At 65.3% G+C, this 14,014-nt stretch carries 13 protein-coding genes; 5 read left to right on the top strand and 8 right to left on the bottom strand.

All coding sequences use genetic code 11. The annotated features are described in order from the left end of the window. Positions 1-76: 76 nt before the first annotated feature. The 4 genes from phoR to HXS66_RS10125 form a co-directional block, all read right to left on the bottom strand. A complete protein-coding gene (gene phoR / locus HXS66_RS10140) occupies positions 77-1,372 on the bottom strand; it encodes a phosphate regulon sensor histidine kinase PhoR (RefSeq protein WP_136939518.1) in 1,296 nt (431 codons plus the stop codon). 7 nt (positions 1,373-1,379) lie between these two features. Next, positions 1,380-2,069, bottom strand: a complete 690-nt coding sequence (phoB, locus tag HXS66_RS10135) for a phosphate regulon transcriptional regulator PhoB (protein ID WP_077379851.1) — start codon at positions 2,067-2,069, stop codon at positions 1,380-1,382. 227 nt (positions 2,070-2,296) lie between these two features. Further along, positions 2,297-3,178 (bottom strand): 4-hydroxybenzoate octaprenyltransferase, encoded by an 882-nt coding sequence (gene ubiA, locus HXS66_RS10130; protein WP_176503491.1) that lies wholly within the window; start codon positions 3,176-3,178, stop codon positions 2,297-2,299. 30 nt (positions 3,179-3,208) lie between these two features. Continuing rightward, complete coding sequence (locus tag HXS66_RS10125; protein WP_255303203.1) at positions 3,209-3,928, bottom strand: chorismate lyase; 720 nt, start codon at positions 3,926-3,928, stop codon at positions 3,209-3,211. A 79-nt stretch (positions 3,929-4,007) separates the two neighbouring features. Between HXS66_RS10125 and HXS66_RS10120 the strand changes: the two genes are divergently transcribed. From HXS66_RS10120 to HXS66_RS10110, 3 genes are all read left to right on the top strand, one after another. Then, a complete protein-coding gene (locus tag HXS66_RS10120; RefSeq protein WP_176503490.1) occupies positions 4,008-5,192 on the top strand; it encodes an NAD(P)/FAD-dependent oxidoreductase in 1,185 nt (394 codons plus the stop codon). A 274-nt stretch (positions 5,193-5,466) separates the two neighbouring features. After that, positions 5,467-5,742: an HU family DNA-binding protein gene (locus tag HXS66_RS10115; RefSeq protein ID WP_024952843.1), complete on the top strand. Its 276-nt coding sequence runs from the start codon at positions 5,467-5,469 to the stop codon at positions 5,740-5,742. Between the two features lie 178 nt (positions 5,743-5,920). After that, positions 5,921-6,277, top strand: coding sequence for a hypothetical protein (locus tag HXS66_RS10110; protein ID WP_136939521.1), 357 nt, complete (start codon positions 5,921-5,923; stop codon positions 6,275-6,277). A gap of 83 nt (positions 6,278-6,360) precedes the next feature. Here HXS66_RS10110 and HXS66_RS10105 read toward each other — a convergent pair whose 3' ends face one another. Further along, positions 6,361-6,777, bottom strand: coding sequence for a DUF2780 domain-containing protein (locus tag HXS66_RS10105; RefSeq protein WP_077379862.1), 417 nt, complete (start codon positions 6,775-6,777; stop codon positions 6,361-6,363). Positions 6,778-6,979: 202 nt separating this feature from the next. Between HXS66_RS10105 and yccS the strand changes: the two genes are divergently transcribed. Continuing rightward, on the top strand, positions 6,980-9,232 hold the full coding sequence (yccS, locus tag HXS66_RS10100) for a YccS family putative transporter (protein ID WP_084207716.1): 2,253 nt from the start codon (positions 6,980-6,982) through the stop codon (positions 9,230-9,232). 80 nt (positions 9,233-9,312) lie between these two features. On the opposite strand, the gene recG is transcribed toward yccS, so the two are convergent. Both recG and HXS66_RS10090 read right to left on the bottom strand, forming a co-directional pair. Beyond that, on the bottom strand, positions 9,313-11,454 hold the full coding sequence (gene recG / locus HXS66_RS10095; protein ID WP_176503489.1) for an ATP-dependent DNA helicase RecG: 2,142 nt from the start codon (positions 11,452-11,454) through the stop codon (positions 9,313-9,315). Continuing rightward, positions 11,451-12,416, bottom strand: coding sequence for a hydrogen peroxide-inducible genes activator (locus HXS66_RS10090; protein WP_176503488.1), 966 nt, complete (start codon positions 12,414-12,416; stop codon positions 11,451-11,453). Before HXS66_RS10090 ends, recG begins: the two co-directional genes overlap by 4 nt. A 71-nt stretch (positions 12,417-12,487) precedes the next feature. On the opposite strand from HXS66_RS10090, the gene HXS66_RS10085 reads away from it, so the two are divergent. Next, positions 12,488-13,375, top strand: coding sequence for an NAD-dependent epimerase/dehydratase family protein (locus HXS66_RS10085; RefSeq protein ID WP_077379870.1), 888 nt, complete (start codon positions 12,488-12,490; stop codon positions 13,373-13,375). 210 nt (positions 13,376-13,585) lie between these two features. Here the strand turns inward: HXS66_RS10085 and HXS66_RS10080 are convergent, their stop codons facing one another. Next, positions 13,586-13,975: a RidA family protein gene (locus HXS66_RS10080; RefSeq protein ID WP_077379872.1), complete on the bottom strand. Its 390-nt coding sequence runs from the start codon at positions 13,973-13,975 to the stop codon at positions 13,586-13,588. Positions 13,976-14,014: the final 39 nt, after the last annotated feature.

Here is a 14,014-nt window from a genome sequence, read left to right as displayed (position 1 = left end):
CGTTGACGAACGCAGATACCACGACGCCCCGCCGTGACCTCATGCAGAGGGCGCGGCGGGGCGTTCGTGTCTACCGTCAGGCAGTCGTCGCGCAGCGGCGTTCCGCCGGGAAATGACAACGGAAGCGTGCGCCCTCGCCGGGCAGGCTGTCGATCTCCAGGCGGCCCTGATGGCGGATCAGCACATGCTTGACGATGGCCAGTCCCAGCCCGGTGCCACCAGTGGCGGTGCTGCGTCCCTTGTCGATGCGATAGAAGCGCTCCGTCAGGCGCGGTAGATGCACGGGATCAATGCCGTCACCGTCATCCTCCACCTCGACCATCACGCCCTCGCTGGTGCTCTGGCAGCGCAGCGTGATGTGGCAGTCTTCCGGCGTGTAACGCACCGCATTGAAGACCAGATTCGAGATCGCGCTTCTCAGCTCCTGCTCCTCACCCATCAGGGCCAGTCCGGGCTCGACCTCCACCGTGATGACATGCCGCTCCTTCGAGAGGCCTTCGGCATCTTCCCGGATACGTGTCAGCAGCTGTGCCATGTCGATGCGACGTCCTTCGCCCGACAGCTCGTCGGTCTCCAGGCGCGACAGGGTCAGCAGATCCTCGACGAGGTGCTGCATGCGGTCGGTCTGACTCTGCATCTGTCCCAGGCCACGCTGCCAGCGCGGGGGCAGGTCATCGGCATAGTCGGAATAGGTCTCGAGGTAGCCGGCCAGTACCGTCAGCGGCGTGCGCAGCTCATGGGAGACATTGGCCACGAAGTCGCGGCGCATTTCCTCGAGACGGTAGAGGCGGGTGACATCACGCACCATCACCAGGCGCTCGTTGTCACCGAACAGGGTGATGGAGATCTGCAGGGTCAGGTTGTCGGAGAGCGGCGATTGCAGGGTCAGCGGCTCACGATAGGCCAGCCGATTGAAGTAATCGATGAACACGGGGTCACGCAGATAGTTGGTGACGTGCTGGCCGCGGTCGTGACTGGCCTTGAGGCCGATCAACTGCTCGGCAGCGCTGTTCCACCACTCCATGTCGCCGTGGTTGTCGAGCATCACCAGGCCATCGCGCATCGCTTCCGAGGATTCCTGGATGCGGTTGAGGATACTGCGCAGTCGCTCCTGTGCCTGACGCTGACCCTTCTGGTAGCGATACAGACGATCGAGCAGATCCCCCCAGACGCCATCGCCGGGCGGCGGCTCTTCATGGGGGTTGGTGATCAGCCAGGTGTAGAGACTCTTGAGGTGCTTGAGATGGACGAACAGGTACAGCGCCAGCCCCAGCGCCAGGCCCCAGCCCAGCAGGCCGAGCAGTCCGCCGACCAGCCCGAAGCCGCCCGCCAGATAGCCCAGCCGCCATAGCTCGTTCGTCCAGTAGCGCATCCGCGTCTCAGGCCTGGGCGCTGAAGCGATAACCGGTACCGCGGACGGTCTGGATCAAGTGCTGATGCCCCTCGCCCAGCGCCTTGCGCAGACGACGAATGTGCACGTCCACGGTGCGCTCCTCGACATAGACATTGCCGCCCCAGACCTGATCCAGCAGCTGGCTGCGGGTGTAGGCGCGCTCCTGATGGGTCATGAAGAACTGCAGCAGGCGGTATTCGGTGGGGCCGACCTCCAGGGAGTTGCCGTGTGCGGTCACGCGGTGGCTGGCGGGGTCGAGCATCAGACCCTCGACTTCCACCGACTCCTCGACGCCCTTGGGCGTGGTGCGGCGCAGCACGGCCTTGAGGCGTGCCACCAGCTCGCGTGGCGAGAAGGGCTTAGTGATGTAATCGTCCGCCCCGGCCTCGAGCCCCTGGATCTTGTTGTCTTCCTCGCCCTTGGCGGTGAGCAGGATGATCGGCAGCTCCGCCGTGGTCTCGTCACGCTTGAGGCGGCGCGCCAGTTCCAGCCCGCTGGTGCCGGGCATCATCCAGTCCAGCAACAGCAGATCGGGCTTTTCATCGACGACGATGGCGTGGGCGTCCTGGGCATTGTCGGCCTCCAGCACGCGGTAATCCGCCATTTCCAGGGCGACGGCGATCATCTCGCGTATCGAGGATTCGTCGTCGACAATCAGTACGGTCTTGGAGCTCATCGCTAGATCCCATGCAGCAGTCGGCGCACGCGCCAGAATGACAAGTCGATGACGATTACAACCTGCTTATATGACAGTGAGATGACAATCGCCAGCTTGGCAGCTTGCCGCCCGGCTTGCCAGCGAGTCCCTCAACTCTATCAAGGCGTGAATGTCACGCCTCGCCGCACGAGGAAGGTCGCTGGCAGACCGGATGAGGACTCGGGCCCGTTGGCCGGAAAGAGGGATCAGGCAGCTGGCCAGGTCGCCAGCGCGATGCCCGCGAAGATCAGCAGGCCGGACCAGTGGTTGTTGAGAAATGCCTGGAAGCAGGGGCCACGCTCCCGCTCGCGAATCAGGCGCTGCTGCCAGACGAAGGTCACGGCCGCCGCGGTCAGCCCCAGCCAGTAGAAGCCGCCCAGCGCCAGGTGCAGGCCGATGCCGATCAACACCGCCAGCATGCCCAGCTGCAGCAGACCGATCATCAACTTGTCGACGCGGCCGAACAGGACGGCGGTGGACTTGATGCCGACCTTGAGGTCGTCATTGCGATCGACCATCGCATAGGCGGTGTCGTAGGCCACCGTCCACATCAGATTGGCCGCGAACAGCCACCAGCCATAGGTCGGCACCTCCTCAAGCGTCGCCGCGAAGGCCATCGGAATCGCCCAGCCGAAGGCGGCACCCAGCACCACCTGCGGCAGATGATGGAAGCGCTTCATGAACGGATAGCTGGCCGCCAGCAGCACGGCGACGATCGACAGCAGCACCGTGGTCAGGTTGGTGAAGCACACCAGCACGAAGGCGGCCGCGACCAGCACACCGAACAGGGTCAGCGCCTCGCGCTCCGTGATGCGTCCTGAGGTCAGCGGGCGATCCCGGGTGCGTTCGACATGCTTGTCCCAGTGGCGATCCGCGTAGTCGTTGATCACGCAGCCGGCGGCACGCATCAGATAGACGCCAGCCACGAAGATCAGCAGCGTATCGCGGTCCGGTAGCCCATCGGCCGCCAGCCACAGGGCCCAGAGGGTCGGCCACATCAGCAGCCAGGTGCCGATGGGGCGGTCCAGACGAGTCAGGGCGAGGTAATCGGCCAGTTTGGACGGGCGGGAAGCGGATGACGCTGACATCAGGACTCCTGATCGAACGGCAGTGGGGAATCAGAGTTCCAGAGCGTGCTGGAACCGAGGGGTGAAACCTTCCTGGACCAGTACCCGGAAGCGACCGTGCGAGAACATCGAGCGGCGCATCCACAGGCTGGCGGTGCGTGCCAGCGGCTGCGTGCTGGCAAGCCTCAGTGGCGCCCGGCTGACATCGATGGCGCTGCGGGTCAGGTCGGGCTGGCGGAACAGCCAATGGCCCAGCGAGCCTTCGCCGAGCGTCGAAAGACGGTGGCCATGGGCCAGGTCCAGCGCCGCCAGCGAGCGCGCGATCACCCAGGGCTCATCGCCATGACACAAGGCCACTTCGCGCCGCCAGACATGGCGTCGTGGCGCGATACCCAGTATCCGCGCCTCATCACGCCGGGCAGGGCCGGTGTCCTGCAGCAGCAGGCGCACGCGCAGCCCCTGACCATCGAGCATGCGCATGGCGTGATCGAGACGCTGGGTCAGCGAGTCGCTGGAGGACAGCCATGGCCACCAGCCGGCCGGCATGACGCCTTGCAGGCTCGCGGCGGGCTGCCAGTGGCGGCGGACCGCCGAGTCCATCGCTCTCTGGTGAGCGCAGGGAGTGCTGAGTTCCGAGCGAGACATGGCCCGGATGGCGATCTTGCCGGCAAACGCTGCCGAGTGGGAGTGACAGACCACGATGAATTCCCTGTCAGGATGACAAGTGGCGAGTCTAGCACGCCCGAACCGCAAGGCCTGCAGCGTGAGCATGCCCGCGCCAGTGGCAGGCTGGTATGCTGGGGCCCGACTACCCTCTTTTCCTCTCGGATCGATCTCAGGAGATGGCGCCATGCGCGACCCTCGTACCCTTGTCATCATCGGCACCGGCATGGCCGGCATTGGCTTGGCGCGTGCCCTGCGTGCGCGTGACAAGGACAGTCGACTGATCCTGGTCAGTCAGGACAGTGGCCACGATTACGCCAAGCCTCTGCTGTCCACCGCCTTTGCCAAGGGCATGAGCGCCCGGGCATTGGCACGGCAGACCTCCGTGGCACTGGTGGATGAACTGGACGCCGAGCTGCGCACCCATCAGCGAGTGACGAGCATCGATACCCACGCGCGACAGGTCTGGCTGGGCGAGGAATGCCTGGCCTATGACGAGCTGGTGCTGGCACTCGGTGCCGCGCCACGGCGACCCTTCCCCATCGATGACTCGGTCGGCTCGCGCGTGATGAGCATCAATGATCTCGATGACTATGCCGCCTTCAGCGCCACGCTGACGGCAGCGCGTGAGGCGGGAGAGAGTGGCCGTGTCGTGATCGTCGGTGCCGGTCTGGTGGGGTGTGAATACGCCAATGACCTGAAAGCCGCAGGACATGAGGTCACCCTGGTCGCAGCGGAAGACACTCCGTTGGATGGCTTGCTTCCCCAGGCGCTCGGCCGGCGACTTGGCAAGGCCTTCGATGCCATCGGCGTGCGTCGGCTGCAAGGAGAGATGGTCGAGACCATCACCGCCGGCAAGGCAACGCAGGCGCCCGTCAGCGTGGTGCTGCAGAGTGGTCATGCGGTGGAGGGCTCGCTGGTGCTGCTGGCCACGGGGCTCGCGCCACGCATCAAGCTGGCACAGGGCGCGGGATTGAGTGCTGGCGGGGATGGCATCCGCGTCGATCGTCACCTTGCCACCTCCCGGCCGCATGTCTGGGCGCTGGGAGACTGCGCCAGTGTCGAAGGGGTCAATGCCATGTACGTGCAGCCCCTGCAGGCCGCGGCTCGGGTGCTGGCCGCCAATCTGTGCGGCGAGGCGGTCGAGCTCGACTGGAAGGCCTGGCCCGTGCTGGTCAAGACACCGGCGCTGCCCATCGTGGCCTACCCGCCTCGAACGGCCGTGGCGCGCTGGGACATCACGGGCGAGGGAGATGATCTCGATGCCCGCGCTCTCGATGCGAACGAACGCTTGATTGGATATGCGTTGACAGGCGCCTCCGTTCGCAGGAAAGTCGAGCTGGCGCGGCAGGCACCGCCGTTGCTAGGCTAGGCGATGCCATGGCCGATGGTCGCAGACCCCTTGAAGCCAGCGTAGTCAGGCACGATAGTGAAGTTTCCGTCACAGAGCGTCAGGCGAGAATCAGGGACGACGTGTTACCGGTGACGTTCACCCCGAGAAAGGGGGACCCGGTATCGCATCGCCCAAGCGCCATGCAATGCCAGCAAGTGCAGCAACATCCGTGCAAGAACAACATCCGTGTAAGAACAACAACGAATCGGCGGCTGAGCCGCCCGTGCAGAATGCCAAACCAGGAGGGCTTTTCATGCGCAAGCCAGAACTCGCTGCGGCCATCGCCGAGCGTGCGGATCTGTCCAAGGACAAGGCTAGTCAGGTGTTGAACGTGATTCTCGACGAGATCACCCACACGGTCGCCAAGGGCAACGATGTTTCATTGATTGGTTTTGGCTCCTTCACGGTGCGTCAGCGTGCAGCGCGTACCGGCAAGAACCCCCAGACAGGCAAACCCCTGACCATCCCGGCCAGCAAGACAGTGGCCTTCAAGCCGGGCAAGTCATTGAAGGATGCGGTGACCAAGTAAGTCTGGTCCACGCCGCCGCGCCCCTGCTGGCGTGGCGGCCCGCCATGCTTGCCCGATGTCAGTATCGATGCCACCGGCTCCGCCACTCGGGCCCGGTGGCATTTTGTCATGGACGGTATCGATGGCTGTTCGCGGCTGACCGCTTGACCGTGCCGCCTCTCAAGGAAGGAATGACGCCATGAAGCTCAAGTTGCTGTTGTGGGTACTGGGCCTGTTGCTCAAGCGTGCCTTCCGGCGCGACCCCGAATTTCGCGCTCAGCTCGAGACGCGTTCGCTGGATTGGGGCGTTGCCACGGAGGATCTGAGCATCGCGCGTCATTATCGGATGTCTCGGGAAGGCGTGACCTCCGGCACCGGTCTGCCGGTGGATACGGAGCTTGAGCTGCGCTTCGCGGAGGCTGAGAGTGCGGTGGCCTTCCTGCTCAAGCCGTCTCCCAAGGCCTTCTTGAATGGCATGATGGAGCAGCGCGTGCGTCTGGTCGGGGATTCCGCCCAGCTCAATCGTCTGCAGTCATTGCTCAAGCGGATTCGCTGAACCGACGGCCATGCCGTAATGACCGAAAAAAACGCCCCGCTGATCTGCTCAGCGGGGCGTTTTTCGTGAGGGCACGCAAGGTGTCACAGCAGATGCTTGAGGCCCGGGATGCCCTCGATGACCTGGTCGACCACACCATCGCCGGCTTGCTCGCGCGCATAGCTCAGCGTCTCATCGGCCACGCCACGTGCCTGATCCATGTTCAGGTCCAGTCCCATCAGCTTCTGGCCCAGCTCCAGTGCTCCCCCTCCGCTGCCTCCGGTGAATGCACTGACCGCCCCCATCAGGCCGCCCATGAGGCCACCGCCCCCGGACTCGGCGGCTTCCTCGCCAGCGCTGCCGATCAACCCTTCGGCGCCCGGAATGGCCCCCAGCAGTGATGCCGCCGGCCCATCCGGGCCCTGTTCACGCACGAACTTGAGAATGAGGCCGACCGCCTGTTCGGCAATCTCCGGTGACAGCCCGAGGGCGCCAGTGACACGTTCGATGAGTGGGTGCATCGGTATTCTCCATGAAATCCGGGGTAGGCATGAGTGGGTAGCATGAGTGGGTAGAGTGGCACGGACGGAGAGTTTGGCGCCTGAAGCGCTTGCCAACGCTTGTGTGAGCCGGAGCTATCGGACACGGCAGAACAGGGTGGTATGCTAGCGGCATAAATCTAAAGTCTAATGCGCTGCTCGCGCCCTGGTCACGGAACACTTCATGACACGCTCCCTGCAACACTCGCTCATCCACTCCCTGCGTCGACTGTGGACGCTGGATGCCTTCAGCTATTCGCTGCGCATGCTCATCGCGCTGGGCGGTGTGATGGCGGTAGGGTTCTGGCTGGACGAGATGGCGCTGGTGATCCCGCTGTTTCTCGGCGTGATTGCCTCGGGACTGGCGGAAACGGATGACCATTGGCGCGGGCGACTGCGCGCGCTGGGCATGACGCTGGCCTGCTTCAGCATCGCCGCCGTCTCGGTGGAGCTGCTGTTCGGCATGCCGTTGCCCTTCGTGATCGGCCTGGCGCTGGCCACCTTCACTCTGCCGATGCTGGCGGCGATCGATGCCCGCTACGGGGCCATCGCCCGCGCCTCGCTGATTCTGGCCGTGTACACCATGATCAGTCTCGAGCAGCAGCATGGCGATGGGCAGATCGCGCTGCTGGAACGCAGCCTGCCCGAGTGGCTGCGTGAGCCGGGACTGGGCATCAATCTGGTCCAGCCGTTGCTGCTGGTGATCGGCGCGACCTGGTATGGCCTGCTGTCGGTACTGTGGTGCGCGCTGTTCTCGCGTCAGCCGCTCAAGCACAGCATGGCGACCCTCTACCGTGAACTGGGCCGCTATCTGATTCTCAAGGCTCAGCTGTTCGAGCCACTGCGCAACGTGGATCGCTCGGCGCGTCGTCTGGCGCTGGCGGAGCAGAATGGTCGCGTGGTCGTGGCGCTCAACCAGACCAAGGAGATGGTCTTCCGGCGTCTCGCCGGGCGGCGCGACACCAGCAAGCTGGATCGCTACCTGCGGCTCTACTTCATCGCCCAGGACCTTCATGAGCGGGCCAGTTCGAGCCATTACCCCTATGGCCAGCTCAGTGATGCCTTCTTCCATCACGATATCCTGTTCCGCTGTCAGCGCCTGCTGGAGCAGCAGGGCGGTGCCTGCAAGGGGCTGGGCCGGGCGCTGCTGATGCGTCAGCCCTTCGAGGCCAGTGACAGCCAGCAGGCGCTGGAAGACCTCAACGCCTCGCTAGAGTATCTCAAGCAGCAGCATCGGCCTGAATGGCGTCATCTGATGCAGGCGCTGGAGGCGCTGGCGGGCAACCTGCGGTTGATCGAAGGGCAGATCGAGCGACTCGGCGATCTGGAAGCCAGCAGCAGTGAAAGCGACAACAGCCTGCTGGATCGCTCGCCTCACGGCACGCGGGACATGCTCGAGCGCATTCGCAGCCATCTGACCCCGCGCTCGCCGATCTTCCGTCACTCGCTGCGCCTGACCGCGACCCTGGTGGCCGGCTATGGCGTGCTGCTGGCGGTCCACCCGACCCAGGGCTACTGGATTCTGCTGACGGGGCTGTTCGTCTGCCGGCCCAGCTTCGGCGATACCCGGCGCACCCTGGCTCAGCGCATCGTCGGTACCTTGATCGGCCTGCTGGCTGGCTGGGCGCTGATCAGCCTGTTCCCGGCCCCCACCCTCCAGGCCGGCATCGCCGTGGTCGCGGGGGTGCTGTTCTTCGCCACGCGCGGGTCACGCTACACCCTGGCGACGGCGGCCATCACCCTGATGGTGCTGGCCTGCTTCAACCAGGTCGGTGATGGCTTCGATCTCATCTGGCCGCGACTGTTCGATACGCTGGTCGGTGGCCTGCTGGCGGGGCTTTCCGTGGTGTTGATCCTGCCGGACTGGCAGGGCCGCAAGCTCTATCGTCAGGCCGGTGTCAGCCTCAAGACCAGCGGGCGCTATCTGGGGGAGGTGCTGTCCCAGTATCGTCACGGCAAGCGCGATGACCTGGCCTACCGCCTGGCGCGGCGCAATGCCCACAATGCCGACGCCGCCTTCTCGAGCCTGCTGGCGACGGCGCGCAAGGAGCCGGGCCATTTCCGGCGTGACGTGGAACCGGGCTTCGGCTTCCTGCTCCATGCCCATACCGCGCTGGGGTATCTGTCGGCATTGGCGGCGCATCGTGGCGAGCTGGAATCCACCTCGTCCGCCAGCAGCGGCATCGAGACGCTGTTGCGCCATGGCGAGCGTCTGAGTCAGCAGCTGACGACATTGGGTGAGCAGCTGGAGGCGGGCGGCGAGATCACCCTCACGCTGGAAAGCGATCATGAGATCGCGGCGCTGGAGGCCGAGATCGAGCAGGTCGAGTCCACCACCGGGCGCCTGGCGCTGTCACAGCTGATTCTGGTGCTGCGGCTGTTGCAGCCGCTGGAAAGTGCCGGCACCCAGCTGATCAAGGCCAGCCGCGCCAGCTGAGGGCTGGCGCGGCTGGCAAGTGGCCAAGTGAACGAGTGACCAGGTGAACGAGTGCGTTGGGGGACAGGTGGGCAGGGCGCTCAGACGGCGCCGTATTGGCCAGCCGCCTCCCCCAGCCAGCGGCGGATCAGGGGCTCCGCGGCCTGGGGGGCCTCAGTGAGGATGGCATCGGCCAGGGTGGTGGTCGGGGCGATCAGGTCGCTGTCACGCTCGAGATCGGCGATCTTCATCCCCGCCAGCCCCGTCTGGCGCGTGCCCAGCACTTCGCCGGGCCCGCGCAGCTCCAGGTCCTTCTCGGCGATCTTGAAGCCGTCGGTGGTCTCGCGCATCACCGCCAGGCGTTGCCTGGAGTGCTGAGAGAGCGGCGGATGATAGAGCAGCACGCAGAAGCTCTCGGTGCTGCCACGCCCGACACGCCCGCGTAGCTGGTGCAGCTGCGACAGGCCGAGACGTTCGGGGTTGTCGATCACCATCAGGCTGGCATTCGGCACATCGACCCCGACCTCGATCACCGTGGTGGCCACCAGCAGGTCATGTTCGCCTTCCTTGAACGCCGCCATCACCTCGGCCTTCTCGGCCGCCTTCATGCGGCCGTGCACCAGACCGATGGACAGCTCCGGCAACGCCTCGGTCAGCTCGTCACGCGTCACCTCGGCGGCCTGACAGGTCATCACCTCGGATTCCTCGATCAGCGTGCATACCCAATAGGCCTGACGACCCTCGGCGCAGGCGGCGCGAATGCGCTCGACCACCTCGGGGCGCCGCGGGTCGGCCACTGCCACGGTCTGTACCGGGGTACGCCCCGGGGGAAGCTCGTCGATCACCGAGAGATCGAGATCCGCGTAGGCGCTCATCGCCAGAGTGCGCGGGATCGGCGTGGCGGTCATGATCAGCTGATGGGGGGTCAGGCCGCCGGCCTCGCCCTTTTCGCGCAAGGCGAGGCGCTGATGCACGCCGAAGCGATGCTGCTCATCGACGATTGCCAGCCCCAGGCGCTGGAAGGTCACGTCGGCCTGGAACAGCGCGTGAGTCCCGACCACCATGCGTGCCCGGCCATCGGCGATGGCCGCCTTGGCATCCAGCCGCGCCTTGCCCTTGAGCTTGCCGGCCAGCCACGCGACCTCGATGCCCAGCGGCTCCAGCCATTCGCGGAAGTTGCGATAGTGCTGCTCGGCGAGAATCTCGGTGGGGGCCATCAAGGCGGCCTGACAGCCGCCACCGATGGCGATCAGGGCCGCCATTGCCGCTACCACCGTCTTGCCCGAGCCCACGTCGCCCTGCACCAGGCGCAGCATCGGCACTTCGCGCGCCAGGTCACGGCGTACCTCATCCAGCACACGGCGTTGGGCGCCGGTCAGCGAGAAGGGCAACTGGGCAAGAAAGCGGGTGCTCAGGCCACCGCTGGCGCTCAACGAGGGGGCGCCATCCTGCTGGATGCGCGCTCGCACCTGCCGCAGGCTCAGCTGATGGGCGAGCAGCTCTTCCTGGGCGAGACGCCGCTGACTGGGATGCACGCCGTCGCTCATCTGATCGACGGGCGCATCCGGCGGCGGCTCATGCAGGAAACGCAGGCACTCGATCACCCCGGGCAGGCGAAAGCGTGCGCGCAGGGCCTCGGGGATCAGGTCCGGCAGCTCATGGGGCGTCTCCTCGATCTGCTTGAGGGCCTGGCCGATCAAGCCGCGCAGGCGCGCCTGATTGAGTCCTTCGGTGGCCGGATAGATGGGGGTGAGGTGGTCTTCCACCGGCGCCGCGCCCTGACCGAGCAGACGGTATTCCGGATGGTAGATCTCGAGACCGGTGGCCCCGGCACGCGCCTCGCCGAAGCAGCGCACGCTGTGGCCACGCTGGAACTGCTGTTGCTGGGCGGGAGAGAAGTGGAAGAAGCGCAGACTGAGGATGCCGCTGCCATCGCGCAGGCGCACCAGCAGGCTGCGCCGGCGACCCTTGACGATGTCGCAGGCCGTCACCTCGCCTTCCACCACGGCCTCCATGCCGCTCTTGAGCGTGCCGATGGGGGTGACGCGAGTCCTGTCCTGATAACGCAGCGGCAGGTGGAAGAGCAGGTCCGCCACGCGCTCCAGTCCCAGCCGCGACAGCTTCTCGCTCAGCGCGGGGCCGACCCCGCTCAGGCTGTCCAGCGGTTGCGCCAGCGCGCCGGTGGCAAAGACACCGGCGCTGGCGGGCCCGGCAGATGAGGCGTCCGTGCCCGCCCTGCTCATGCCGGTTCGTGGCTCTGGGAAGCGGAACCCTGCATGCCGTTCTCGTTGCTCTGGCGGGCGCGGGTCGAGCACTCGGCGATCGCCTGGCTGATCACGTCAATCGCCTTGGGGCGCGGGAAGCTGGCACGCCATGCCAGGGCCACGCTGCGGCTGGGGGCGGGGTCCTTGAAGGGACGTGTCTCGAGCACGCCGCTCTCGTAATGGCCGGTACCGGTGGCCGAGTAGGGCAGCACGGTGATACCGAGGCCTGAGGCGACCATGTGACGAATGGTCTCCAGCGAGCCCCCCTCGGCGATCAGGGTATTCTCGGGATTGTTGATCTGATGGCCGATGGCCGGACACGCCTCGAGAATCTGATCCCGGAAGCAGTGGCCCTCGCCCAGCATCAGCAGACGCTCATTGATCAATTGCTCCTTGGCGATGCTGCCCTGTTCGAGCAGCGCGTGACCCGACGGCAACAGCACCTCGAAGGGTTCTTCGTAGAGCGTCTTGGTCAGAACGTCGGTCTCGGTGAAGGGCAGCGCCACGATGATGATGTCCAGCTCACCGTTTCTGAGCTTGCGGCGCAGATCGCCGGTCATGCCTTCCTCGATGTAGAGCGGCATCTTCGGCGCACGCCGCGTCAGTTCCGGCACCAGATGCGGAAACAGGTAAGGTCCAATGGTATAGATGGCGCCGATGCGCAACGGGCTGGAGAGCTGATCCTTGCCGGCATTGGCCAGCTCCTTGATCACGCTGGACTGTTCCAGCACGCGCTGGGCCTGCTGAACGATCTTCTCGCCGAGCGGTGTGACCTGTACGGTGGACTTGGAACGCTCGAACAGTGCGACTCCCAGCTCCTCTTCCAGCTTCTTGACGGCCACCGACAGGGTCGGCTGCGAGACGAAGCAGCGCTCTGCGGCGCGTCCGAAATGACGCTCCTGGGCCAAGGTTACGATGTAGCGGAGTTCTGTTAGAGTCATGATTCCTGCCCGGAACTGGCATCCTGGGATGCGGTGGGTACCGATTCGTTTTACCAAGGAGCACGGCAAAGGTGAAGAAGACGAGTCTCATCCTCGGTTGTGGCGACGTTGGCAGCGCGCTGGCGCGCGAGCTGCTCAAGGCCGATCAGCACGTCATCGGTGTCAGACGCGATGTGTCCAGGCTGGCGGATCTCGGTATCGAGACGCTGGCACTGGACATCACCGCGGAAGGTGCTCTGGCCAGCTTGCCAGATGCCGACACCGTGGTACATGTGCTGAGCGCTGACCACTTCGACGAAGACGCCTATCGGGCCGCCTACGTCGATGGCATTCGTGCGCTGGTCGCGGAGCTGGAATCGCGTGCCAACCCGCCGACACGCGTATTCTTCGTGTCCTCGACCTCCGTCTACGCCCAGAAGGAAGGCGAAGAGGTCGACGAGCAGTCCCCCACCGACGCCACCAGCTTCTCGGGGCAGCTGATGCGGGAAGGCGAGCAGGTCCTGCTCGACTCCTCGCTCAATGGCACCGTGGTGCGCTTCTCCGGTATCTACGGGCCGGGCCGCGACATGCTGATCCGTCAGGCGCGCGATGGGCGCATCGCCGCCAGCAATCCGCCACTCTACTCCAACCGAATCCATCGTGACGACTGCGCGGGGGTGCTGGCGCACCTGATCGCACTGAGTCTCGAGGGCAAGCCGGTCGAGCCGATCTATCTGGCCACCGACTGTGATGGCGCACCGCTGCACGAGGTGATGGCGTGGTTGGCACGTCAGCTCAAGGTCGAATCCACCGAGGTGATCCAGTCGCCGCTGCGGCGTCGCTCCAGCAAGCGCTGCGGCAATGCGCTGCTGCTCGAGAGTGGCTATCGCTTCCGTTACCCGACCTTCCGCGAGGGCTATGCCGAGGTGCTCAAGGAGCATGGCGTGACGGTACCGGAGAGCGAGCTTTCCGGACGCTGAGCGCCGCACGGCAATTGACTTGTCCACAGGAGGTCGCGCGTGGCGCATCCTGACCGGCTGTGGACAAGTCGAGGCGCCGGGAGCCAGGGCTGCCTGGCCCGATAACTGACAGTGCCCGCCCCGGGTTTCCGGGGGGGCACTGTCGTTTCAGCAGACCACGTTTCAGCAGGTCAGACGTTTCGGCAGATCAGGCGGCGAGATCCACCGTGATCAGTCGCCGATGACCATCACGCCCTCGGCTTCGAAAGCCACGCCCTTGGGCAGTGCCTTGACGCCGACGGCGGCACGCGCCGGGAAGGGCGCGCTGAAGAACTCTTCCATCACCGCGTTGACGCGAGCGAAGTCATCGAGATCCGTCAGGTAGAGGTTGAGCTTGACGATATCGCCCAGGCTGCCGGCGGCCTCTTCACACACGGCGCTCAGGTTGGTGAACACCTGACGCGCCTGCGCCTCGATACCGCCTTCGACGACTTCCATCGTCTGCGGGTCCAGCGGAATCTGGCCGGAGAGATAGACGGTGTTGCCCGCCTTGATGGCCTGGGAGTACGGCCCGATGGCAGCGGGTGCCTTGTCGGTGTTGATGATCGCGCGATTGCTCATGTTGTGCTCCTTGTGACTGTCTTTCCTACTGGTCTTGTG

Origin of the sequence: Cobetia sp. 5-11-6-3 (assembly GCF_013374055.1) — a bacterium.
GTDB classification, from domain to species: domain Bacteria; phylum Pseudomonadota; class Gammaproteobacteria; order Pseudomonadales; family Halomonadaceae; genus Cobetia; species Cobetia marina.
This window is presented reverse-complemented; position numbering and strand designations above follow the sequence as displayed.

Excerpts from the sequence above, each read along its gene's own strand:
- phoR (WP_136939518.1), bottom strand. The coding sequence starts at position 1,372 with ATGCGCTACTGGACGAACGAGCTATGGCGGCTGGGCTATCTGGCGGGC.
- phoB (WP_077379851.1), bottom strand. The coding sequence starts at position 2,069 with ATGAGCTCCAAGACCGTACTGATTGTCGACGACGAATCCTCGATACGC.
- ubiA (WP_176503491.1), bottom strand. The coding sequence starts at position 3,178 with ATGTCAGCGTCATCCGCTTCCCGCCCGTCCAAACTGGCCGATTACCTC.
- HXS66_RS10125 (WP_255303203.1), bottom strand. The coding sequence starts at position 3,928 with ATGCTCACGCTGCAGGCCTTGCGGTTCGGGCGTGCTAGACTCGCCACT.
- HXS66_RS10120 (WP_176503490.1), top strand. The coding sequence starts at position 4,008 with ATGCGCGACCCTCGTACCCTTGTCATCATCGGCACCGGCATGGCCGGC.
- HXS66_RS10115 (WP_024952843.1), top strand. The coding sequence starts at position 5,467 with ATGCGCAAGCCAGAACTCGCTGCGGCCATCGCCGAGCGTGCGGATCTG.
- HXS66_RS10110 (WP_136939521.1), top strand. The coding sequence starts at position 5,921 with ATGAAGCTCAAGTTGCTGTTGTGGGTACTGGGCCTGTTGCTCAAGCGT.
- HXS66_RS10105 (WP_077379862.1), bottom strand. The coding sequence starts at position 6,777 with ATGCACCCACTCATCGAACGTGTCACTGGCGCCCTCGGGCTGTCACCG.
- yccS (WP_084207716.1), top strand. The coding sequence starts at position 6,980 with ATGACACGCTCCCTGCAACACTCGCTCATCCACTCCCTGCGTCGACTG.
- recG (WP_176503489.1), bottom strand. The coding sequence starts at position 11,454 with ATGAGCAGGGCGGGCACGGACGCCTCATCTGCCGGGCCCGCCAGCGCC.
- HXS66_RS10090 (WP_176503488.1), bottom strand. The coding sequence starts at position 12,416 with ATGACTCTAACAGAACTCCGCTACATCGTAACCTTGGCCCAGGAGCGT.
- HXS66_RS10080 (WP_077379872.1), bottom strand. The coding sequence starts at position 13,975 with ATGAGCAATCGCGCGATCATCAACACCGACAAGGCACCCGCTGCCATC.